Annotated in this window: 16 protein-coding genes and 1 pseudogene; 3 read left to right on the forward strand and 14 right to left on the reverse strand. The window is 70.1% G+C overall.

What is annotated here, in order from left to right:
• Positions 1-113: 113 nt before the first annotated feature.
• A complete protein-coding gene (locus ACFYPN_RS07935) occupies positions 114-791 on the reverse strand; it encodes a TetR/AcrR family transcriptional regulator (protein WP_358763315.1) in 678 nt (225 codons plus the stop codon).
• A 1,149-nt stretch (positions 792-1,940) separates the two neighbouring features.
• Between ACFYPN_RS07935 and ACFYPN_RS07940 the strand changes: the two genes are divergently transcribed.
• Complete coding sequence (locus tag ACFYPN_RS07940; RefSeq protein ID WP_358763317.1) at positions 1,941-2,180, forward strand: hypothetical protein; 240 nt, start codon at positions 1,941-1,943, stop codon at positions 2,178-2,180.
• A gap of 26 nt (positions 2,181-2,206) precedes the next feature.
• Here the strand turns inward: ACFYPN_RS07940 and ACFYPN_RS07945 are convergent.
• Positions 2,207-2,782 (reverse strand): annotated as a pseudogene (locus tag ACFYPN_RS07945) (hypothetical protein); the annotation flags it as partial.
• 878 nt (positions 2,783-3,660) lie between these two features.
• On the opposite strand from ACFYPN_RS07945, the gene ACFYPN_RS07950 reads away from it, so the two are divergent.
• Entirely contained in the window at positions 3,661-4,038 is a 378-nt protein-coding gene (locus tag ACFYPN_RS07950; protein ID WP_358763319.1) for a hypothetical protein, read from the forward strand.
• Positions 4,039-4,524: 486 nt separating this feature from the next.
• The gene (locus ACFYPN_RS07955; RefSeq protein WP_358763321.1) at positions 4,525-5,322 is read left to right on the forward strand and encodes an AfsR/SARP family transcriptional regulator; all 798 of its coding nucleotides are present in this window, start codon (positions 4,525-4,527) and stop codon (positions 5,320-5,322) included.
• Positions 5,323-5,634: 312 nt separating this feature from the next.
• Here the strand turns inward: ACFYPN_RS07955 and serS are convergent, their stop codons facing one another.
• From serS to ACFYPN_RS08015, 12 genes are all read right to left on the reverse strand, one after another.
• The gene (gene serS / locus ACFYPN_RS07960) at positions 5,635-6,927 is read right to left on the reverse strand and encodes a serine--tRNA ligase (protein WP_358763323.1); all 1,293 of its coding nucleotides are present in this window, start codon (positions 6,925-6,927) and stop codon (positions 5,635-5,637) included.
• Between the two features lie 17 nt (positions 6,928-6,944).
• Positions 6,945-8,486, reverse strand: coding sequence for an APC family permease (locus ACFYPN_RS07965; RefSeq protein ID WP_358763325.1), 1,542 nt, complete (start codon positions 8,484-8,486; stop codon positions 6,945-6,947).
• 92 nt (positions 8,487-8,578) lie between these two features.
• Positions 8,579-9,832, reverse strand: a complete 1,254-nt coding sequence (locus tag ACFYPN_RS07970; RefSeq protein WP_358763327.1) for a beta-ketoacyl-[acyl-carrier-protein] synthase family protein — start codon at positions 9,830-9,832, stop codon at positions 8,579-8,581.
• The gene (locus tag ACFYPN_RS07975) at positions 9,832-10,062 is read right to left on the reverse strand and encodes a phosphopantetheine-binding protein (RefSeq protein WP_358763329.1); all 231 of its coding nucleotides are present in this window, start codon (positions 10,060-10,062) and stop codon (positions 9,832-9,834) included. The genes ACFYPN_RS07970 and ACFYPN_RS07975 overlap by 1 nt, the downstream gene beginning before the upstream one ends.
• Before the next feature lie 105 nt (positions 10,063-10,167).
• Positions 10,168-11,181 (reverse strand): beta-ketoacyl-ACP synthase III, encoded by a 1,014-nt coding sequence (locus ACFYPN_RS07980; RefSeq protein WP_358763330.1) that lies wholly within the window; start codon positions 11,179-11,181, stop codon positions 10,168-10,170.
• Positions 11,178-12,161 (reverse strand): VlmB-like protein, encoded by a 984-nt coding sequence (locus ACFYPN_RS07985; protein WP_358763332.1) that lies wholly within the window; start codon positions 12,159-12,161, stop codon positions 11,178-11,180. Before ACFYPN_RS07985 ends, ACFYPN_RS07980 begins: the two co-directional genes overlap by 4 nt.
• Positions 12,158-12,757 carry a flavin reductase family protein gene (locus ACFYPN_RS07990; protein WP_358763334.1) on the reverse strand — a complete coding sequence of 200 codons (600 nt, stop codon included), beginning with the start codon at positions 12,755-12,757 and terminating at the stop codon, positions 12,158-12,160. The genes ACFYPN_RS07985 and ACFYPN_RS07990 overlap by 4 nt, the downstream gene beginning before the upstream one ends.
• Positions 12,754-13,302: a hypothetical protein gene (locus ACFYPN_RS07995; protein WP_358763336.1), complete on the reverse strand. Its 549-nt coding sequence runs from the start codon at positions 13,300-13,302 to the stop codon at positions 12,754-12,756. The genes ACFYPN_RS07990 and ACFYPN_RS07995 overlap by 4 nt, the downstream gene beginning before the upstream one ends.
• A gap of 106 nt (positions 13,303-13,408) precedes the next feature.
• Complete coding sequence (locus tag ACFYPN_RS08000; RefSeq protein ID WP_358763337.1) at positions 13,409-13,897, reverse strand: SRPBCC family protein; 489 nt, start codon at positions 13,895-13,897, stop codon at positions 13,409-13,411.
• 2 nt (positions 13,898-13,899) lie between these two features.
• Positions 13,900-15,183: an aminotransferase class III-fold pyridoxal phosphate-dependent enzyme gene (locus ACFYPN_RS08005; RefSeq protein WP_358763339.1), complete on the reverse strand. Its 1,284-nt coding sequence runs from the start codon at positions 15,181-15,183 to the stop codon at positions 13,900-13,902.
• A 55-nt stretch (positions 15,184-15,238) separates the two neighbouring features.
• Entirely contained in the window at positions 15,239-16,378 is a 1,140-nt protein-coding gene (locus ACFYPN_RS08010) for an acyl-CoA dehydrogenase family protein (protein WP_358763341.1), read from the reverse strand.
• Between the two features lie 214 nt (positions 16,379-16,592).
• On the reverse strand, positions 16,593-18,278 hold the full coding sequence (locus ACFYPN_RS08015) for an aldehyde dehydrogenase family protein (RefSeq protein ID WP_358763343.1): 1,686 nt from the start codon (positions 18,276-18,278) through the stop codon (positions 16,593-16,595).
• Positions 18,279-18,357: the final 79 nt, after the last annotated feature.

Below are 18,357 nucleotides of genomic sequence, written 5' to 3' on the forward strand. Positions count from 1 at the left end.
GTGCCCGGAGTGGTTTATCGGGGGCCTGAGGTTTCTTGGGTCGGGCTCTTTTGGGTCTGCGCAGGTTCGAATCCTGCCCTCTCCGCCGTGAGTGAGTGCTCGGAGTGGCGGGATCAAAAGCCCTCCGGGGCTGTGGTTCCCGTCTGGCCAGGAGTGCTGCCGAGGGGGTCCGCCCCGTATTCCCGCGCGAGCGGCGGACCACCCAACGCGCGGTGCGCCAGCCCCAGGACGCTGTGGATGACCTGATCGGTGTCGACGAGGTCGTCGGTCGAGAGCAGGTTGTCGAGCAGCCACTCCGCGCCGTGGTAGACCATGGAGAATGCCCACACGGGCTTGTCCACCGTCAGAGCCCCACTGGCTGCGCCTTTCATCGCGAATGAGGCCAGGACATCCATCAGCCGCTCGTTCGATTCCGAACAGTACTCCGTGACCTGCGCGTTCCTCGCTCCGTAGACGAGCCGGCGTAAACTCGCGTGGCTGATCACATGTCCGACGAGCGTGGCCAGTAGCTCGTCCACGGTGGACCACCACTCCTGTTCCTGGGCCGTGATCCGCTCGGCACTGTCGTAGAACTCGTCGAGATACTCACTCCACAGCACGCCCATCGCGTGCTCCTTCGTGTCGAAGTGAAGGTAGAACGTCCCCTTCCCGATACCGGCCGCATCGGTGATGTCCGCGACTTTGGTCTCGGCGAACCCGATCTCGCTGAAGACCCGGCGGGCTGCCTGCAGGATTTCTGACCGTCTGGCCGCAGGAGTCTTGCTGATCCGCTTGCGTCGTCCTGGTGTCACGCTGTCTCCCGCCTGTCGTGGGCTCGGTGGCTGCCGGCCGGTGTCGCGCGCCGCGTCAATACGGAATCCCCGATTGAGGATATACGGTGAAGAGGATCTGGACAGATGGCCAGTTGGTGTATACCTGCTCGGCCCGAGAGCTCCGATGACCCGAATCCGCCCGGCGTCTCCGGGCTCGTTGTGCCGAGGTCCGGTGAGGGGGTGACGGGAATCGGCGCCCGCCTTTCGGCGGGGCGAGTTCCGGTGGAGGGGCTCCCGGGTGGGGTGCGGCGACGGTCAGGCGCCTCATCGGATCACTGAATAGTCCGGCCGGACCCGCCGGTTCGGCGGAGAAACGACCGCCCGACAGGGTCCCGGTTGTTGGCCTCGATGACCGTCTTCCCCCAACTCGCCTGTTCAGTAACCGAGTTCGGCTCGTTAAAAGTTCCGAGGGAGCGTGGGTGGCCGGGTTCGGCGGACAACAGTGCGGACATGGAGTTCGTGAGCATTGTGGCGTCGAAGCCACATCATCATGAGAGTTCCCGTGTCCGCTGTGCCATCTCCCCTGTCCCCTGTCCCCTGTCCCCTGTCCCCTGTCGTGCTGACCAAGCTGGGCCGCTCGGGGCTGATGCGGTGGCGGCACGTCCCCTCCCCGCTCGGGAGAGGTTCGGCGGCATCGCCCGCCCTCACGCGAAACTCGCCCTGCGCGTCAACCCCGCCGCAGGAAAGGCGGAGAGAGGGAGACCACCCACGCGGTCACCAAGGAGAGTCCCGCACCTCCCTGGCGGATGCGCGACGCACCTCCTGGCGGATGCGCGACGCAGCTACGGCACCTCGCCGCGGTGTCGGAACGTCCATGAGCATCCAGTGTGCGGACGCCTCTTCGCCTTGCGATGCACCGCATCCGACGCCGCGCACTGATCCACCGCGAATCGCGGGGCAGCCCTCAGCCCGACACCCACCAGACGGGCCGGCCGGCCGGCCGAACAGCGAAAGCATCCCATCCGGCCAGACCCTTCCGAGTCTCCCGTGACAACCCCCGAAAGAGCCCTCCCGCTCTTGGGCATCACCCACACGCAACCATCCCGGGAACCCGATCCCGCCCGGGCAACCGAGTTCACTGGCCAAGAGCTGTGACCGCTATGGTTCGCCGGGTTGAGGGGGGGCGGGGTGTTCGTCGAGATCGTGTTCGTGGGGCTGCCGATCGATCGTGACGCGGTCGAGGAGGCTATGGAGGTGGCGTTGGAGCTCGACGGCGAGGTCACCGGCGCGGGCAGCGGCATGGGTCGCTGCCATCTTGACTTCGAAGTCGCGGAGGACTCGGACCCTGCTGCGGCCATGGAGCGGCTTCGGGCGGTGCTGTCCGAGCTGGGGGTCTCGGAGTGTGCGACCTTGAACGTCAGTGAGTGATCAGGTCGCGATTCGCGTTCTTCCGCCCAGCGCATGCCCTTTTCGCTGCGGACCCCGCGCATTCACGATGCTCTGCTGCCAGGACGTCACGGTGGCGGGCGTTGGCGTTGCGCCGGGACAGCCCTTAGGCGTGCAGCGCTCGGGTCTGGACGGTGTGGTTGCGGCGGTTGACGCCCCAGTGGGTGTCGTCGCCGATCGAGTAGCGGCCGTGGAAGTAACGGACGCCGTGGGTGCGGTGGCAGGCCGTGGGGTGCCGCTCGGGATGACCGGCGGGAGCCCAACCGGTCCCGGTGGTGGGCCGGATGCCGAGGGGGCTGAACTCGTCAGACGCGAACACCCGGTCCGGGAAGAGATCCAGGACCTCCTCGATCCGGTCGAGCTTGGCGTCGCGCGCCGTTGAACCGCTGGATGACCTCGCGAACGGTGTCCTCATCGGCTTGTGCCAATTGCGCGATCACCGTTACCCGGTTTCCGCCGGCCGAAGCCGGCAGCATCATCGCGCGCCGTAACCGCACTCAATTGGTGCTGCCCCGGCGCACGATCTGCTGCGGCTTCTGCCCCTCCTGGTCGGTCAGTCCGCGTACCCGCACAGGCTCGGCCACCACACCAACCTCGGTGCGAACTCAGTGCTCCGGCCGCATCTGTTCGCCGGGCCCCCAGACGGTCGTACGGACGAACGTCGCCTCACATCCGACCGCCCCGACCACGAACGTGGAGGCGAGTCTCTCCCCCCGACGCCCACCGGTCGACCGACGGAGCTCGACCCTCGGCGCGACAGCGTGCGACACGGGCAACTCCCTGCCGCAGGCAGATCTGCCCTGACGATCCGTCAGCACCGGCGGAGGAGCTCCGAACCCACCCGACGGACATGAAGCCCACCTGGCCGCCAAACCACCGACGGGTGGGCCCGGTCCGGCGGATGGCGGTGGCCGCAGTGCGACCTCGCGCGGCACGTCGAGCCGATTCCGTCGAGGTCGGAAGGAGGAGTGGATGAGGACGGACTCCGGCGGCGGACGCCGTAAGGCGACGGTGCATCTCCTTTCACGCCATTTCCGTATCCGAGATCCGTATGTTTGTTGACGCGAGTGGCAGGTATTCTGATTGACTGACTGGCGGTCAGTCACTTATCTTCCCCCGAGGATAGGATCTGTGACCTTCTTCTTCACTAAGGTGTTCGTTCCGGCCGCACTCGACAGAAATCGGGTGATCGGAGCCGACCCGGTGAGGGCCCACGTGGGAGTGGAGGGTCCATCGGCCGAGAGGGGCGATCGCCCCTCCGGCTCGTTCGCGTCTCTCCGTAACGAAGCGGGCGTCCCGGGTCCGTTCTTCCGTAATCGGCATCTTGTTCCCGGAGGTTCATGTGGACACCACACAGCTCGCCGACAGGTACGAAGAGTTCCTTTCCGTCGCTGAAGTTCTCGCGGCGTTGGCGCCCCTCAGTCCTCGCGTTCAGGCGCGGTACGACTTGACGGTGGCGCACGTGTTCCTTGCTGATCGGGCGTTGATTCTCGTCGCCCGCCAGATCCTGGACGGGGCCATGGCCAGCCTGGACAACAGCGATGCCATGTCGAAGACGGTGCTCGGGGACCTGATCGCCAGTACCAGTCACGCCGAGCGACTGACCACGGTGCGACAGGAGATGGGAACACTGTTAAGGCTGTTGAGGTCGATCCCGGACGAGCTCGCCGCCGTCGCCGTCACGGTGCGGCTGGTGGACCGTGACGGAAATCGAATCTTCGAGGAGGGACTGCGCTGGGGCGACCTGATCGAACTCAGGGCCGAGGAGCAGCTCGTGAGCCACGCGCGCCTTCTCGCCGAACTCCTGGTCCAGGAGCTCGGTGCCGACCTCACCGGGTGAAGGGCGGAGTGTGAAGGGAGGCATCCCGAGGGCCAGGGTGTGGGCGTGACCTGTTCGCAGGGGCGAGGTCGATGGGCGTCGGGCGGGACCGTGGACGCGGGGGTGACGTTCCGGTAGCGCCGATCCGCGTCCTGCCCACCGGGGGCTGGCCGGAAGTGGTGGAAAGATTTGCGCCAGGAATCGGCGGGGGCACGGGTGGGCCGATGGGTGTGAAGTGGGAAGAAACCAGCTCTTGGGCCCGGATCCGGCAGAGAGCTTTTACGGCCACGATCAAGAGGGTCTACTCCATCCCCAATTTGATATGGCACTATTGATCGAGGTTGATTGACCTCCTTCCACTCCTGTCGGATTTCTTTCACGGGTGATCCGCAGGCGCTTTTCCTGAGTGACGCGCTGTGAGCGTGGTCCAGCAGCTCCAGGATCCATCTGCCCCTCTTGCGGGCGGCTCAGTCCCCCATCGCACCCCCACGATGCAAGGAGAACTGCGTGCTGTACTTCTCGGTACTCGGGGCGTTACAGATCTCATCGGACGACGAGGCCGTGGAGATACCCGGTGATCTTCAACGTGTTCTGATCCAAACCCTGTTGGTCAGTGAGGGCCGGCCCATCCCCGCGGAGGCGCTGGCCGAAGAGATGTGGGGCGAGTCGGCCCCGGACAACCAGGCCAACGCACTCCAGGCGCACATCAGCCGGTTCCGGCGGCGGCTCCGCTCTCTGGAGCCGGACCGGAATCCGCAGCGCTTGGTTCTCCGTCCGTCCGGTTACCAGTTGTGCGTGCAGAAGGGCGAGTTGGACGCCGTCGAATTCACCGACAGTGTCAAGTCCGCCGAGGCTATGATCGGCCGCAATCCGGCTGCGGCTGCGGACATCCTCCGCCGGTCGATGGAGCTGTGGCGTGGCGGAGTCTTCGGCGATCTCCCCGCGGGGTCGATCTGCCGTCTCGCGGCCGCCCGTTACGAGGCCATCCGCCTTCGGGGCATGGAACTCCTCTTCGACGCGGAGCTGGCCATCGGCAGGCACGACGCGATCCTCGTGGAGCTGGCCGAGGCCCACATGGCCAATCCGCTGCGGGAACGTTTCTGCCAGCACCTCATGGTCGCGCTCTACCGAGCGGGGCGTCAGGCGGAGGCACTGGAGACCTACCGGAGCATGTGGCGACGGCTGTCCGAGGAGCTCGGAGTCCAGCCCTCCCGCGAACTGCGCGGGCTGGAGAACGCGATCCTCTCGCACGACACCGCCCTGACGGCCTCCGACGGCCTGGCGGGTGCGGCGCGGTCGCGCTGAGCGAGGTGCAGCAGGAAAACCCGCGGCGTGCTCCTGCCGACTGGTTCCGGGTCGGCCCGCCGGCGAGGCGCCGGCGCCCGACGGCGCCCCGACCGCCGCCTGACGGGTCACGCCGCGGGCGTGCGGCCGATCGCACGGCGTGCGCACGGATGCCGCGTCCGTCGCCGTACGGGAAAGGGCGGCGTACGGAACCGGTCGACGGGCCGCACCGGGATGGGGCACCGGCACCGCACGGCGCGTGGCGCGCATCTCCGCTCCGCGCCGTGCGGGCGCCACCCGGGCGGTACCGCCGCCGCCGTCGGAATTCATGGTTCAGAGTGCGGTGCGGCCGTCCGGCAGGATCGTCCGGAACCCGGTGTACGGCACCAGGACGTCGGGGAGTTCGACGCTCCCGTCCGCTTGGAGCCCGGTCTCCAGCAGTGCGGCCACGGTCCTTCCGATGGGCAGGGCCGACCCGTTGAGCGTCGACGCCGGGCCCTTGCGGTTCTGCGCGGACCGCTGACGTATCCCCGCCCGCCGGGCCTGGAAGGTTCCGCAGTCCGAGACCGAGGAGATCTCCCGGTACGCCGAGCTGCCTGGCAGCCACACCTCGATGTCGTACGTCTTCCTGGCGGAGAATCCCATGTCACCGGCCGGCAGGAGCACCACCCGGTACGACAGGCCGAGTCGGCGAAGGCACTCCTCCGCGTGACCCATCATCACTTCGATCTCGCGCTCGGCGTCCTCCGGCGTGGCGCAGATCCGTACCAGCTCCACCTTCTCGAACTGGTGCAGCCGCAGCAGCCCGCGGGTGTCCCTGCCGTGGCTTCCCGCCTCGGCCCGGAAGCAGGGCGTGTGGGCCGTGAAGGCCAGTGGAAGGTCCTTCGCGTCGAGCATCTCCTGGGCCACCAGGTTGGTCAGCGGTACCTCGGCGGTGGGGATGAGGTAGAGCTCGCGATCCCCCACCCGGGTGGCGAACAAGTCCTCCGCGAATTTGGGCAGTTGCCCGGTGCCGGTCATGGTCTCCCGGGTCACCAGGAAGGGCACGGAGTACTCCGTGTAACCGTGCTCGCCCGTGTGGAGATCGAGCAGGTAGGACGCCAGCGCCCGCTCCAGCCGTGCCCCGGCACCCCGGGCGACATTGAACCGAGCGCCGGAGAGCCGGGCCGCGCGGGTGGTGTCCAGGATGCCGAGCCTCCGGCCGATCTCGGCGTGGTGGAGAGCCCCGCCCGGGATCTCACGGATCGGCGGACCGCCCCGCCGGATCTCAACGGCGTCCTGTTCGGTGTTCCCGTCGGGCACGCTGTCCGCCGGAAGGTTGGGAATCGCCAGCAGAAAGGCCGTGGCCTCCTCGTCCGCGGTGCGCGCCCTGCTCTCGGCGGCCTGCACCTCGGTTCGGAGCGCGCGTACCGACTCCCGGTCCACCGGGTTCGCCCCGTCACCGGTCCGGGGCCGTTTGCGGGAGGCGCGGTTCAGCTCGGCCCTGAGGAGGGAGACCTCCTGCTGGGCAACGCGCCTGCGCTCGTGCATCGCGGAGATCGCGTCCAGGTCGAGGTCGTAGCCGCGTCGCTTCAGCCGGCGCACCGCTTCGGTCTCCGGCGCGATCAGTTCTCGTATGTCGTGCACGGGTGTCCTCCGAGAGCTCAGCTGCGGACCGACGAGCCGGAAGGGCCGGGTGTCGGATCGATCGCTCCGGGGGTGGGAGCGAGGTGGGCGGTGACCACACGGGAGGCCGGCTCCGGAGCCTGTTTCGGCAGCCCCAGGGTCCGGTAGCGGTCCGGGCGGGCCGACTTGAGCCAGGCCGCGTGGGCGAGGCCCGCCAACGCGACCACGGGTACCAGCCAGGGGAGTTGGGCGACCAGGGTCCCCGGCTTGCCGGTGATCATGTCGAAGTTCCTGATCACCAGCCACACCGAGACCAGCAGGCCGGCGAAGCCCAGCAGCGGAGCGAGACCCTCCCGCCACCAGTGGGTGCCGCCGCCCCGCAGGCGCAGCCCGAGCACGGAGGCGGCGGCGACGGCTTGGAGCGCGATGATGCCCACCGTGCCGAGGCCCAGCATGCTGGTGGTCAGATCGACGTACGGATCGAGTCCCGCCACCGCGAAGGCGCACACGATCACTGCGGTCATCACGTTCTGGACGACGCTCGCCCGGTGCGGGGACCCGTGACGGGGGTGCAGCGTACTCAACCGAGCGGGCAGCAGGCCGTCGGCGGCGAGGGTCTGGATGTAGCGGTTGGCCGCGCAGTGCAGGGCCAGGCAGGCAGCGAGAAGACTGGTGCAGAGCAGGATCTGCAGTGCGGTGGCGCCCACGGAGCCCAGGTACCTGTCGCCCAGGTGGAAGAAGAAGTCGCCCAGTTGCTCGGTGGCCACGCCGCGTACCTTGCCGCTGCCAACGGCACCCACCGCGATCCAGCTGGTGAGGGCGTAGAAACCGGCGATCACCACCACCGCGGCGTAGGTCGCGTGCGGAACGCTGCGACGCGGGTCCTTGGCCTCCTTCCCGTACAGGGCGGCTGACTCGAAGCCGATGAACGAGACGAAGGCGAAGGCGAGCGTGACGCCGAGTCCGGGGCCGACAGCGATCGAAGGGCTGAAGGAAGCGGTCGGCAGGGCGTCGCCGCCGTCCCGGACCAGGATGGCGACGTCCAGGGCCAGCAGGATTCCCACCTCACCGAGCATCAGCAGCATGAGGAGCCCCGCGCTGAGCCCGATCTCCCGGTATCCGAGCACCGCGACGAGCGCCAGGCCCGCCGCCGCGCACCACAGCCAGGGCACGTCCACGCCGTGGTCGGCGAGCACGAGGTGAGTGAAGTACCCCAGGGCCCCGACCAGCCCGAACGTGGCGCAGTTGTACGAGAGAAGGGCCAGGTATCCGGTCGCTGCGGCGGGCGGCCTGCCCAGACCGTCGGCCGCGGACGCGTAGAAGCCGCCGACGCCACCGGTGCGGCGTGCGCTGACCGCGAAGCCGACGGAGAAGCAGAGCAGCGTCACCCCTACGAAGACGAACGCGGCGGGGGCACCGGCGCCCGTACCGAAGGCGATGGCCAGCGGGACGGTGCCTACCATCGCGGACAGCGGTGCCGCCGCGGCGACGATCAGGACCAGGATGTGTCGGGTACCCAGATGCTTGGCCGGAGCCGGTTTCGCGCTCGGGCCCGGGGCTGCGGGAGGAACGGCGGACATGGCTGCTTCCTAGGGTGAGGTGAAGCGGGTGGGGAGCGGGGGAGACGGCGCGGGCGGATCGCCGCGCACGCGAGGGAGTGGAACCCGGTGGGTCAGGCGCCGGCTATCGCCAGCACGGCGTTCTGGCCGCCGAAACCGCAGGAGTTGCTCAACGCAAGCCCGATCTTGGCCTCCACCGCCGATGTGGCGACCTCGATCTCCACGCGCGGGTCGAGGTCGCGCAGGTTGGCGGTGGGCGGCACGACGCCGAGTTCCACCGCCAGCACGGTGAAGGCGGCTTCCACGGCCCCTGCCGCGCCCAGCAGATGGCCGGTCACCCCCTTGGTCGAGGTGACCAGGGGCCGCCCGCCGAAGGCGCGGTGCAGCATGGACGCCTCGGCGAGGTCGTTCAGCGGGGTACTGGTCCCGTGCGCGTTGACGTGCTGGACGTCGTCGGTGCCGGCGCCCGCGTCCCGCAGCGCCGCGCGGACCGCGGCCTCCACCCCGGCGCCGTCCGGGGCGGGCGAGGTCATGTGGTGGGCGTCGGCCGAGGCGCCGTACCCCACCACCCGGCCACGGACCCGGGCGCCTCGGGCGCGCGCGTCCGGGAGCCGTTCCAGCACCAGCACGCCGGCGCCCTCGCCGGCCACGAATCCGTCGCGGTCCGCGTCGAAGGGCCGCGAGGCCGTCGCCGGGTCGTCCTCGCGGCGGGACAACGCTCCCATCCGCGCGAAACCGGCCATGACCAGCGGGGTGATCATCGCCTCGCTGCCGCCCGTGATCACGATGTCGCAGCGGTCGAGGGTGAGGAGGTCCCGGGCGGTACCGATGGCCGTGGCGCCGGAGGCACAGGCGGTGGAGACCACCAGGTTGGGCCCGCGGGCACCGAACTGGATCGCGGTCTGGCCGGCCAGCATGTTCGGCAACTGCATCGGGAGAAGCAGGGGGGAGACCTGGGCGGGGCCGTGGTCCCGCAGACGGTCGTGCTGGCTCTCCACGGTTCCCGGGCCGCCGTCGGCGCATCCCAGGACCACCCCGACCCGGGCGCCGTCCCAGGTCAACGGGTCCAGACCGGCGTCGGCGACCGCTTCGGCGGCGGCGACCAGGGCGAACTGCGTAAAACGGTCGAGCCGCAGGGCGCGCCGCTCCCCGAGCAGGGCGCCGGCGTCGAACGCCGGCACCCTGCAGGAGATTCGTACGGGGCTGTCGGAGAGCAGCGGGTCGATCGCGCACGCGGACCGGCCCGAGCGGACCGCCGCCCAGCTCGCCTCGACCCCGATGCCGCCGGGAGTGACCAGGCCGATGCCGGTGACCGCGACCTCGGCGCCCGCCGGAGCGGCGGGACGGTGGGCGAGGGGAGTGGCCATCAGATCTTCGCGCTCCGCTCTTCCATCAGACGGGCGATGTCGCCGACGTTCTCCGCTTCCAGCAACTCGTCGTCGCTGATGGAGAGCCCCAGTTCGGTGTCGAGGATCATCGACAGCTCGACCACGGCCAGCGAGTCGAGTTCGATGTCCTCGCGGGTCGCCTCCGGGACGACCGATTCGGGAGTGACCTTCAACTTGGCCACCAGCAGTTCCTTCAGGTGTTCGAACATGGTCCAGCTCCTTCGTGAGTCGGGGGGAGTGGGTGGGGCGGAGAGCGCCGGGGCAGAGGGCGGAGAGCGGTCGGGGGGGGGTGGGCCGGGAGCGGCTCCCGGCGGTCAGAAAGCCTTGATGTCAGGCCAGCGCAGGGTGGTCGCGCCCCAGGCCAGCCCGCCGCCGAAGGCCGTGAGCAGCACCCGGTGGCCCGCCGCGAGACGGCCTTCCTGGGCCTCCTGGGCGAGCAGCAGCGGGAGGGACGCGGCACCCGTGTTGCCGTACTGCTCGATGTTGGAGAGCCTGCGGTCGGCGGGGATCTCCAGACGGTCGGCCACCGCCGTCAGGATGCGGGCGTTGGCCTGGTGGGCGGCGAAGCGGTCGACGGAGTCGATCCCCCAGCCGGCCAGTTCGGTGGCCCGCAGTGAGGCGCTGGTCATGTGCTCGACCGCGTGCCGGTAGGTCTCGCGGCCGGCCATCCTGAAGAAGCGGTCCCGTTCTGCGGCGGGCCGCCCCGAGGTGCGTTCCCGCGACCCCCCGCCGGGCACCTCGATCAGGTCGCTCAGCGCGCCGTCGCTGCCCAGCACCATGGGGCCGATCGCCCCGGGTTCGTCCGGGTCGCCCGCCCGCAGCACCACCGCGCCCGCGCCGTCCGCGAAGATGACCGCGGTGGAGCGGTCCTCGGGGTCGATCAGCGTGGTGAAGGCGTCGGCGGCCACGAGCAGCACCCGTTCGGCCACTCCGGCGGCGATGAGCCCGCACGAGGTGGCCAGCCCGTACAGGAAGCCGGAGCAGACCGCCGCCACGTCGAAGGCCGCGACTCCGCGGAGGCCGAGCCGCGCCGCGACGTCGGGCGCGGTCGCCGGGCACGGGCGGTCCGGGGTGGTCGTGGCCAGGACCACGGCATCGGCGTCGTCACGGCCCGCCGACTTGAGCGCCCGCACCCCGGCCTCGACCGCGAGGTCGGACGTCGCGGTGCCGCGTCCGACGACATGCCGGGCCGCGATGCCGGTCCGGGTGCGTATCCACTCGTCGGTCGTGTCGAGGCGCGTCGTCAGCTCCTCGTTGGTGACCCGGTTGGGCGGTACGTGGCAGCCGATGCCGGCCAGTACGGCGGACGGGGCCGAGGCCCTGGTCACGACCGGTCCGCCGGAGAGGAGAGGGCCTCCAGCGGCAGCCCCATGTACTCCATGCGGACCGCGGCCATCTCGTCGGTCCACTGGTCGGCCATGTCGTAGCGCTGGTCGGCGGTGGTGTCGAGCATCCGGACGCCGGGCCAGATCTCGTAGTCGCCGATGAGTCCCGCGTGCTCGGCCATCCCCTTCTGGAACAACTCCTCGCGGTGGATCACGAATTCGCGGTCGGGCACCTCGTCCCAGAGCTGCACTCCGGCCCGCAGGATCTCCAGCAGCCGGGGCGTGTACTCGGGATGGGCGACCACGTGATCGCGCAGGATGGTGCTCGCCACGGTCAGGTGGCGGATCTCGTCGATCGCGGTGCCGCGCGAGATCTCACCCGTGGCCGGGGACAGCGGAGTCCACTTGCGTTCGCTGAGTTCGGCGGCCGGAGCCAGCACGCCCTCGATGACGATCGCGAACACGGCGACTCCGCCGGCGAAGTCGGCCTTGTCGCGCACGATGTCCAGGGTGAAGTCGACCACCGGCTCCAGCACCCGGGCGCGGTAGTCGGCGGCCATGTCGTCGATGTCGCGCGCCAGCGTCGCCGCGGGACGGCCCAGTTCGGTGAGGTGGTTGCGGAAGACCCTGGCGTGACGGGCCTCGTCGATGAGCTGGGTGGCGTAGAACTCCATCTCCGGCAGGCCCGGCGCGAGCGAGACGTAGTGTCCCAGGAGCCGGGTCGCGATCTCCTCGGACAGTGCGCGGAAGCCGAACTCCAGGATCAGCGCCTCCCGCAGCGGTCCCGGTTCCTTCAAGAAGTCGGGGACGAGCGCGTCACGGTGATGACCCGTCTCGCCCCGGTCACGCAGGGTGCCCTGCGCGACCGACGTGAACCAGTAGGCCAGATTGCATTCGTCGGGGCCGAGAGTGAGTTCCTTCGCACCGTCGAGCAGTCCGGGAGCCTTGTCCCAGTCGGCCTCGGGAGCCACGCGGTCGGTCATGGTGCCACCTTCTCCATGCTGGTCCGGGGGCCCGGCCCGCTGATCGGGGCCGGGCTGAGGGGGCCGGCGAACAGGCCGCCGGTGTAGCTGAGCAGCGGCTCGCCCTCACCCACCGAGACGTGGGTGACATGGCCGAGCAGCAGTTCGTGGTCGCCGACCTCCGAGCGGCCGAAGAGCCGGCAGCTGTACGCGGCGAGTGCGCCCTCCAGCAGGGGCGCGCCGGAGTACGGGTCGTCCGACCAGGACAGACCGGCGAACTGGGGGTATCCCAGCGGCCGCGACCGGTCCGCGAAGTAGCGGGCCAGGTCCGCCTGTGACGCATTCAGCACGTTGACGACGAAGCGGCCCGCCCCGGAGGCCAGACCCGCGAAGGCGGAACCGCCTCGCAGGTAGGTCCCCAGCAGCAACGGCTCGTGCGAGCACGTGGTGACCGTACTGACCGTGGTGCCGTGCGGCTGTCCGTCGTGGCAGACGGTGAGGACCGACACCGGAGCGGCCAGCTTGCGCAGGGCCCGGCGGTGCTGGCGGTCGCCCCGCGGCGGTTGCGGGTCGCGGGGCGTGCGCCGGCCGTCGTCGGACCGGTCCGCGGCGTTCACCGCACCGCGTCCTGGTGCGGGCGGGCGGACGCGTCCGGACGCTTCGCCGCGGGTATGTGACCCACCGGAACCGGGTCGGCCGCGTGGCCGACCGGCTTGGGGTGGGCGACGCCCAGGTCGTCCAGCAGCCTGAGGTAGCCCTGCTGCCGCACCGGTTCGAAGGGCAGTGAGAACGGCTTCAGGAAGTTGCCGAACAGACCCCGGTCGCCGAACAGGTGGAACGGCAGCAGGAGGAGGGCCCACTCCGGCCCCACCAGCCAGCACCACAGCGCCGCCACGGCGCCCTGGGTGATCAGGCTGTGCATGACGTTGTACATCACGTAGTACACCTTGGAGATCGGTTTCCCCCCGCTGCGCCGGAAGGCGAGGGCACCGGGGATGTAGCCGAGCAGGTCGATGTAGAGGAAGAGCCCGACTGCGGGGAGCCAGCGGATGTCGTCCGCGTGGGCGACGATCAGGCCGGTGGTGACGGCCAGGGCGACGAGGTACTCGGCACGGTGCAGGGAGTACGTTCGTGGCGTCTCGAACGGGTTGGCCTGGTCCATGGGTTGCTCCTGTGAAGGGACGTTGATCGACTGGGAGGGGCCCGCGGGGCTCGCCGGAGCGCGGAGCCGGGGAGCGGGCGCGTCGTTCCCGTGCGGAGGAGGGGTGTCAGACCGTGAGGGCGTCCGGCGGAGCGATGTCCGCGGTGTTCTCGCCGATCAGCCGGGCCGCAGGGAACAGCCCCAGGACCGCCCAGGCCACCGTTTCGCGGATGACGCGCTCGGCGATCGGGTCGAGGATGCCTTCGAGGCTGGGGATGCCGAAGTCGAAGTCGGCCTCGAACGTGAGCACCACCTCGTCGCCGTCCTGACGCATCGTCCAGGTTCCGGTGAAGCTGTCGAAGTCCCCGTCGGTCTGCTCGAAGCCGATCTCCAGCGCGTCCGGGCGGAAGTCGTCCCGCTCGGTCCACCGCAGCAGGCCGCTGCGGAAGTGCAGTTCCCAACTGGAGCTGCACTCCGCCGACGGCGGTGCCGCGTGCACCTCGGTCTTGTTGACGTGCGGGGCGAGGTCCGGGTACTTCTCCCAGTGGCCCATCGCCTCGTACACGGTCCCGGCCCGCTCGGACGGTATACGGGACTCCAGCTCGACGTGTCGCATGATCACTTGCCGCCTTCCGGCATCCTGGCCGAGCCACGGACGAGATCGCGCGTGGCCTTGTCGAAGGAGTCGCAGAGGTACTCGATCTCGGAGTCGGTCAGGATGGCCGGCGGCGTGAACCGCACCACCGAGCTCCCGTTCATCGAGTGGTTCGCCACGACCCCGTGGTTGAACAGTTCGATCAGCAGCTCACCGGCGAGACCGGCTTCGACCAGTTCCACGCCGATCAGCAGGCCCCGGCCGCGTACGTCGACCACCAGCTCCGGGATGTTGCGGAACGCGATCTCGCTGATCCGGGGGAGCAGCCGGGCGCCCAGGTCCATGGCCCGGGACACCAGCCTCTCCTCCTTCACCGCCCGGATGGCGCCCTGCACCGCCGCCATCAGCAGCGGCTGGCCGGAGAAGGTCGAGGTGTGGACGTACGGGTCCTTGTCGAAGGGGCGGAACGCCGCCCGGGTGGCCACCGCGGCGGACACCGGCAGCACACCGCCGCCCAGCGCCTTGCCGGTCAGCAGGACGTCGGGGACCACGCCCTCGGTGTCCGCTCCCCACCATTCGCCGAGCCGGCCGAAGCCCGTCTGCACCTCGTCGAGGATCAGGAAACCCCCGTGCTCGCGGACCAGGGCCTCGACCTGCTTCAGGTAGCCCGGGGCGGGGATGATCACCCCGCCCTCTCCCTGGATCGGCTCGATGATCACGCAGACTTCGCCCGGGTGGGCGGACAGCTCCTCCTCCAGGGCTGCGGCGTCACCGAACGGCAGATGGGTGAAGCCGGGCACCAGCGGCCGGAAGGGCTTCTGGTAGACCTCCTTCGCGGTGGCGGACAGCGCTCCCAGCGTCTTGCCGTGGTAGCCGCCCGCCATGGACACGGTCCGCCGGAACCCGGCTGCCCGGGCCAGTTTCAGACCGGTCTCCACCGCCTCGGCACCGGAGAGCGAGAAGTGGACCCGGTCCAGGCCCGGCGGCATCACGGACACCAGCGCTTCGGCGGCACGGGCCACCGTGGGCTCCAGCAGGATCCGCGTCGCGGTGGGGTGGGTGCGCAGTTGCCGCTCCACCTCCTCCATGACGATCGGATGCCGGGCGCCCATGATGAACACGCCGTACCCACCGGCGTTCAGGAAGCGCTCGCCGTCGCTGGTGGTCAGCCAGGCCCCGGACGACTCCACTTCCATGTGGCTGCCGAAGAGTTCGGCCAGGGTGGCCCTTCCCTTGCTGAGGTGGGCTCGGTACAGGCCGAGGATCTCCGCCTCGGTGTCCGCCCGGTTGTCTTGGATCACGGTCACGGCTGTCTCACTCCAGACTGGTCGGATGGGGAGCGGATACGTTCCGCGCGACGGATCAGGCGAGTTCGAGGGGCGATCCGCCGAAGTAGCCGAGCAGCGCCTCGGCCGAGGCGGGGCGGGACGGCGGGTGGAAGGCGAGGGCCCGTACGGACGCCGCGAGCTGCGCGTGGTCGCCCGAGCGGATGAAGTCGAGCCCGCCGAGCAGCTCCAGGGCGCGGGCCGCGATCCGGGGCAGGGCGTCCTGCACCGCGTAACGGGCCACCAGGACACCGGCCACCGCGTCGTCGCCCGACAGCCCCTGCTGGAGGGCGCGGGCCGCGCCCTCCAGCAGGGCCAGGGCGGCCTCCGAATCCAGCGCGAGGGCGGCCCGCTCGGCGGGGACGCCGCGCTCGCCGTCGACGACCGCCTCGACGAGGGCGCCCGCGGCGCCGACGTAGCCGGCGGAGATGAGCGTCTCGAACCAGATGAAGCCCGCCGTCTGCAGATCGGCCAGCCGGTGCGGGTCCTCGGCGGAGGTCAGGACGACCATCTCCCGGGGGACGAACACGTCCGTCAGCCGCACCTCGTCGCTCTCCGCCCCGGCCAGCAGGTCACTGCCCCAGAACGGGTGGACGGAGAGCCCCTTCGACGGCACCGGGATCACCGCCAGCGCGAGCTCGGCCGCGCCGCCGGCGCCGGGCACCGCGATGCTGGCGGTCAGCAGGTCCATCGAACCGGACAGGCTGCACGGCTTCTTGACCCCGGTCAGCAGGTAGCCGCCGTCGGTCGGGCGGGCCGTCACCGACGGCACCAGGACGTTCTGCTGGGTGCGGCCCTCGGCCCAGCCGGAGGCCATCAGGAGTCCGTCGGGAGCGATCCGGCCGAGCAGCTCCCGCTGCTCCGGGGTGAGCCGGTCCCGTTCGCCGGCGAGCGAGTAGAGCATCGCGGCGGTGAAGTGGTGCATGGAGGTGGCGGCGGCCAGCGAGGGTGAGAGGGCACCGACGGCCTGCTGGACCCGGAGGGCATCGAGCGGGTCGGCTCCGTGTCCGCCGTACTCCCGCGGCACCAGCAACCCTCCGCCGCCGTGCTTGCGGAACAGGTCGATCGTCGGGCTGCCGGGCTGCTCCCGCTCCGGGTAGGGGATCGCGGCGAGCTCTTGCAGCAGCCCGGGGTGGTACCGCTCGCACACGGCGCGGGCTTGGTCGAGGGAGCGCACGGGAGACCTCCTGGATCGGCGGAGCACGGGAACGGGTTCCGGACGCGCCGGGCCCGGACACGAGCCGGGACGGGCGTACGCACGGGGTGGTGCGGGGCGCACAGGGATGCGGTGCGGCGCGGTGCCGCGCGGGACGGAGGACGGAGAACGGAGGGGGGCGGAGAGCCGCGGCGGAGGGGGTGCCGGGGGCGCGCGCCCCGGCACCCGCGGACGCTCAGGTACCGAAGACCGCCTCGTGCGGGCTGATGCCCCGCCCGATGCTCACGCCCTGGACGTGCGAGGTCTTGACCATCGGGTAGTTGGCCTCGCCGAAGGCCCCGCCCGTCAGGCCCGTTCCACCGTGACTGGGCAGATAGGGCAGGAAGCCGATGTGCGAGTCGTTGACCTTCAGCAGACCGCCGTTGACGACACGGCCCACGAAGAAGTCGATCACCGCGTCCGAGCTGGACCAGAGCGAGTTGCGCAGGCCGAACTCGTTGCTGTTCACGAAGTCGAGGAAGGCGTCGAGCAGGTGTTCGTCGGAGCCCTCCTCGGGCACGATCACCGGAATGAGTGGGAAGAAAGTCTCCGTACGCACCAGGTCGTAGGTGCGCGCGCGGGACAGGCCCGACACCTTGACCACGGTGGGTTCGAGGAAGACGCCCGTCTCCGAGGGGGTTCCGTCGATCTCGATGCGCCGGCCACCGGTCACCACCTCGGCGCCGTTCTCGGTCGCCTGGCGCAGCAGCCGGAAGAAGCGTTCGCTGCGGCGGACCGGGGAGAGCAGCACGTCCTCGTCCTCGGGGTAGCCGGGCCGGATCAGGGCCACCTGCTCCTTGACCGCGGCCAGCAGCTCGTCCGCGACCCGCGGGTGGACCAGCACGTAGTTGGGCACCATGCAGATCTGCCCCGAGCCGTAGAACGCCTCGGTGACCGCCTGGGCGGCGAGCTGCACATCGGCGTCGTGCCACACCACGATGCCGTCGTTGCCGGCCAGTTCGAGAATGGGCTTCTTGCCGTTCGCGACGCACTTCTGTTCCAGGAGCAGCCCCTGTTCGCTGTCGCCGATGTAGAAGATGTCGTCGATCAGAGGGCTGTCCACCCACTTGTCCATGGTCTGCTTCGGGTTGCTGCAGACCGCGTTGAGGGTGCCGGGCGGAGCACCGAGCTCATCCAGCAGAGGGGCCACCACGTCGCGCATCAGCCACATGGTGCTGAGGGCGATGCTCCGCGGAGCCCGCATCACGACCGCGTTCCCGGCCATGAGGCAGAGGACACCGAGGGCCGCGCTGGGCAGAGGCGCGTTCTGCGGGGGGTTGAAGGCCACCACACCGTCCGGCTGCCGCCGTACGATCAACCGCCGGCCGGCGTGCTGGAACTCGCTGTGCATCTGTTGCCGGTACCACCCCAGACTCTCCTCGCTGTAGATCTGGAGGAGGCAGCTCAGCTCCCAGCGGGCCAGCTTGGCCGGGTGCGCCTCGGCGGTCAGCATGTCGATGAACTCGTCCTGGCGGCTTACCAGTTCCTCCCGGAACCGGGTTCCCAGCCGCATCCGGTGGTCCAGCGGCAGGGCGGCCCATCCCGGTGCCGCGGCGGCCGCCGACTCGCTGGCCAGGTCGATCATGTCCCCGTTCGCGATGGCACACCGGCCGACCACGTACGGGTGGTTGGCCTCGGGGGAGTCGGGCTGTCGTTCGAGCGAGCGCTTGAGGGAGACGCTGGTGAAGACATCTTCCAGGAGCGCCCGCCCGCTGATCGTGTAGACCCAGCCGTCGCCGTCCACGTCCTTCCCGGCGATGTAGAGCGGGTAACTCCGAGGACCCGCGCCTCCGGGGGCAGCACTGGACGTGCTCTTCGACGCCGCGTCGGAGGGGGCGGAGCGGGCGGGCGGGCTGCCCTCACTGGTTCCGTCGAGCAGCATGATGAGCCTTTCGAAGAGGGTCCGGTGATGTTCCGGCGCGCCGCGCCGGAGGGGATCGGCCTCCGTGACGCCGGGAGCA

Source organism: Streptomyces sp. NPDC005576, from assembly GCF_042871745.1.
Taxonomy (GTDB): domain Bacteria; phylum Actinomycetota; class Actinomycetes; order Streptomycetales; family Streptomycetaceae; genus Streptomyces.

Coding starts and splice junctions, on each gene's coding strand:
- ACFYPN_RS07985 (WP_358763332.1), bottom strand. CDS start 12,161: ATGACCGACCGCGTGGCTCCCGAGGCCGACTGGGACAAGGCTCCCGGA.
- ACFYPN_RS07970 (WP_358763327.1), bottom strand. CDS start 9,832: ATGGCCACTCCCCTCGCCCACCGTCCCGCCGCTCCGGCGGGCGCCGAG.
- ACFYPN_RS07965 (WP_358763325.1), bottom strand. CDS start 8,486: ATGTCCGCCGTTCCTCCCGCAGCCCCGGGCCCGAGCGCGAAACCGGCT.
- ACFYPN_RS07995 (WP_358763336.1), bottom strand. CDS start 13,302: ATGGACCAGGCCAACCCGTTCGAGACGCCACGAACGTACTCCCTGCAC.
- ACFYPN_RS08015 (WP_358763343.1), bottom strand. CDS start 18,278: ATGCTGCTCGACGGAACCAGTGAGGGCAGCCCGCCCGCCCGCTCCGCC.
- ACFYPN_RS08000 (WP_358763337.1), bottom strand. CDS start 13,897: ATGCGACACGTCGAGCTGGAGTCCCGTATACCGTCCGAGCGGGCCGGG.
- ACFYPN_RS07975 (WP_358763329.1), bottom strand. CDS start 10,062: ATGTTCGAACACCTGAAGGAACTGCTGGTGGCCAAGTTGAAGGTCACT.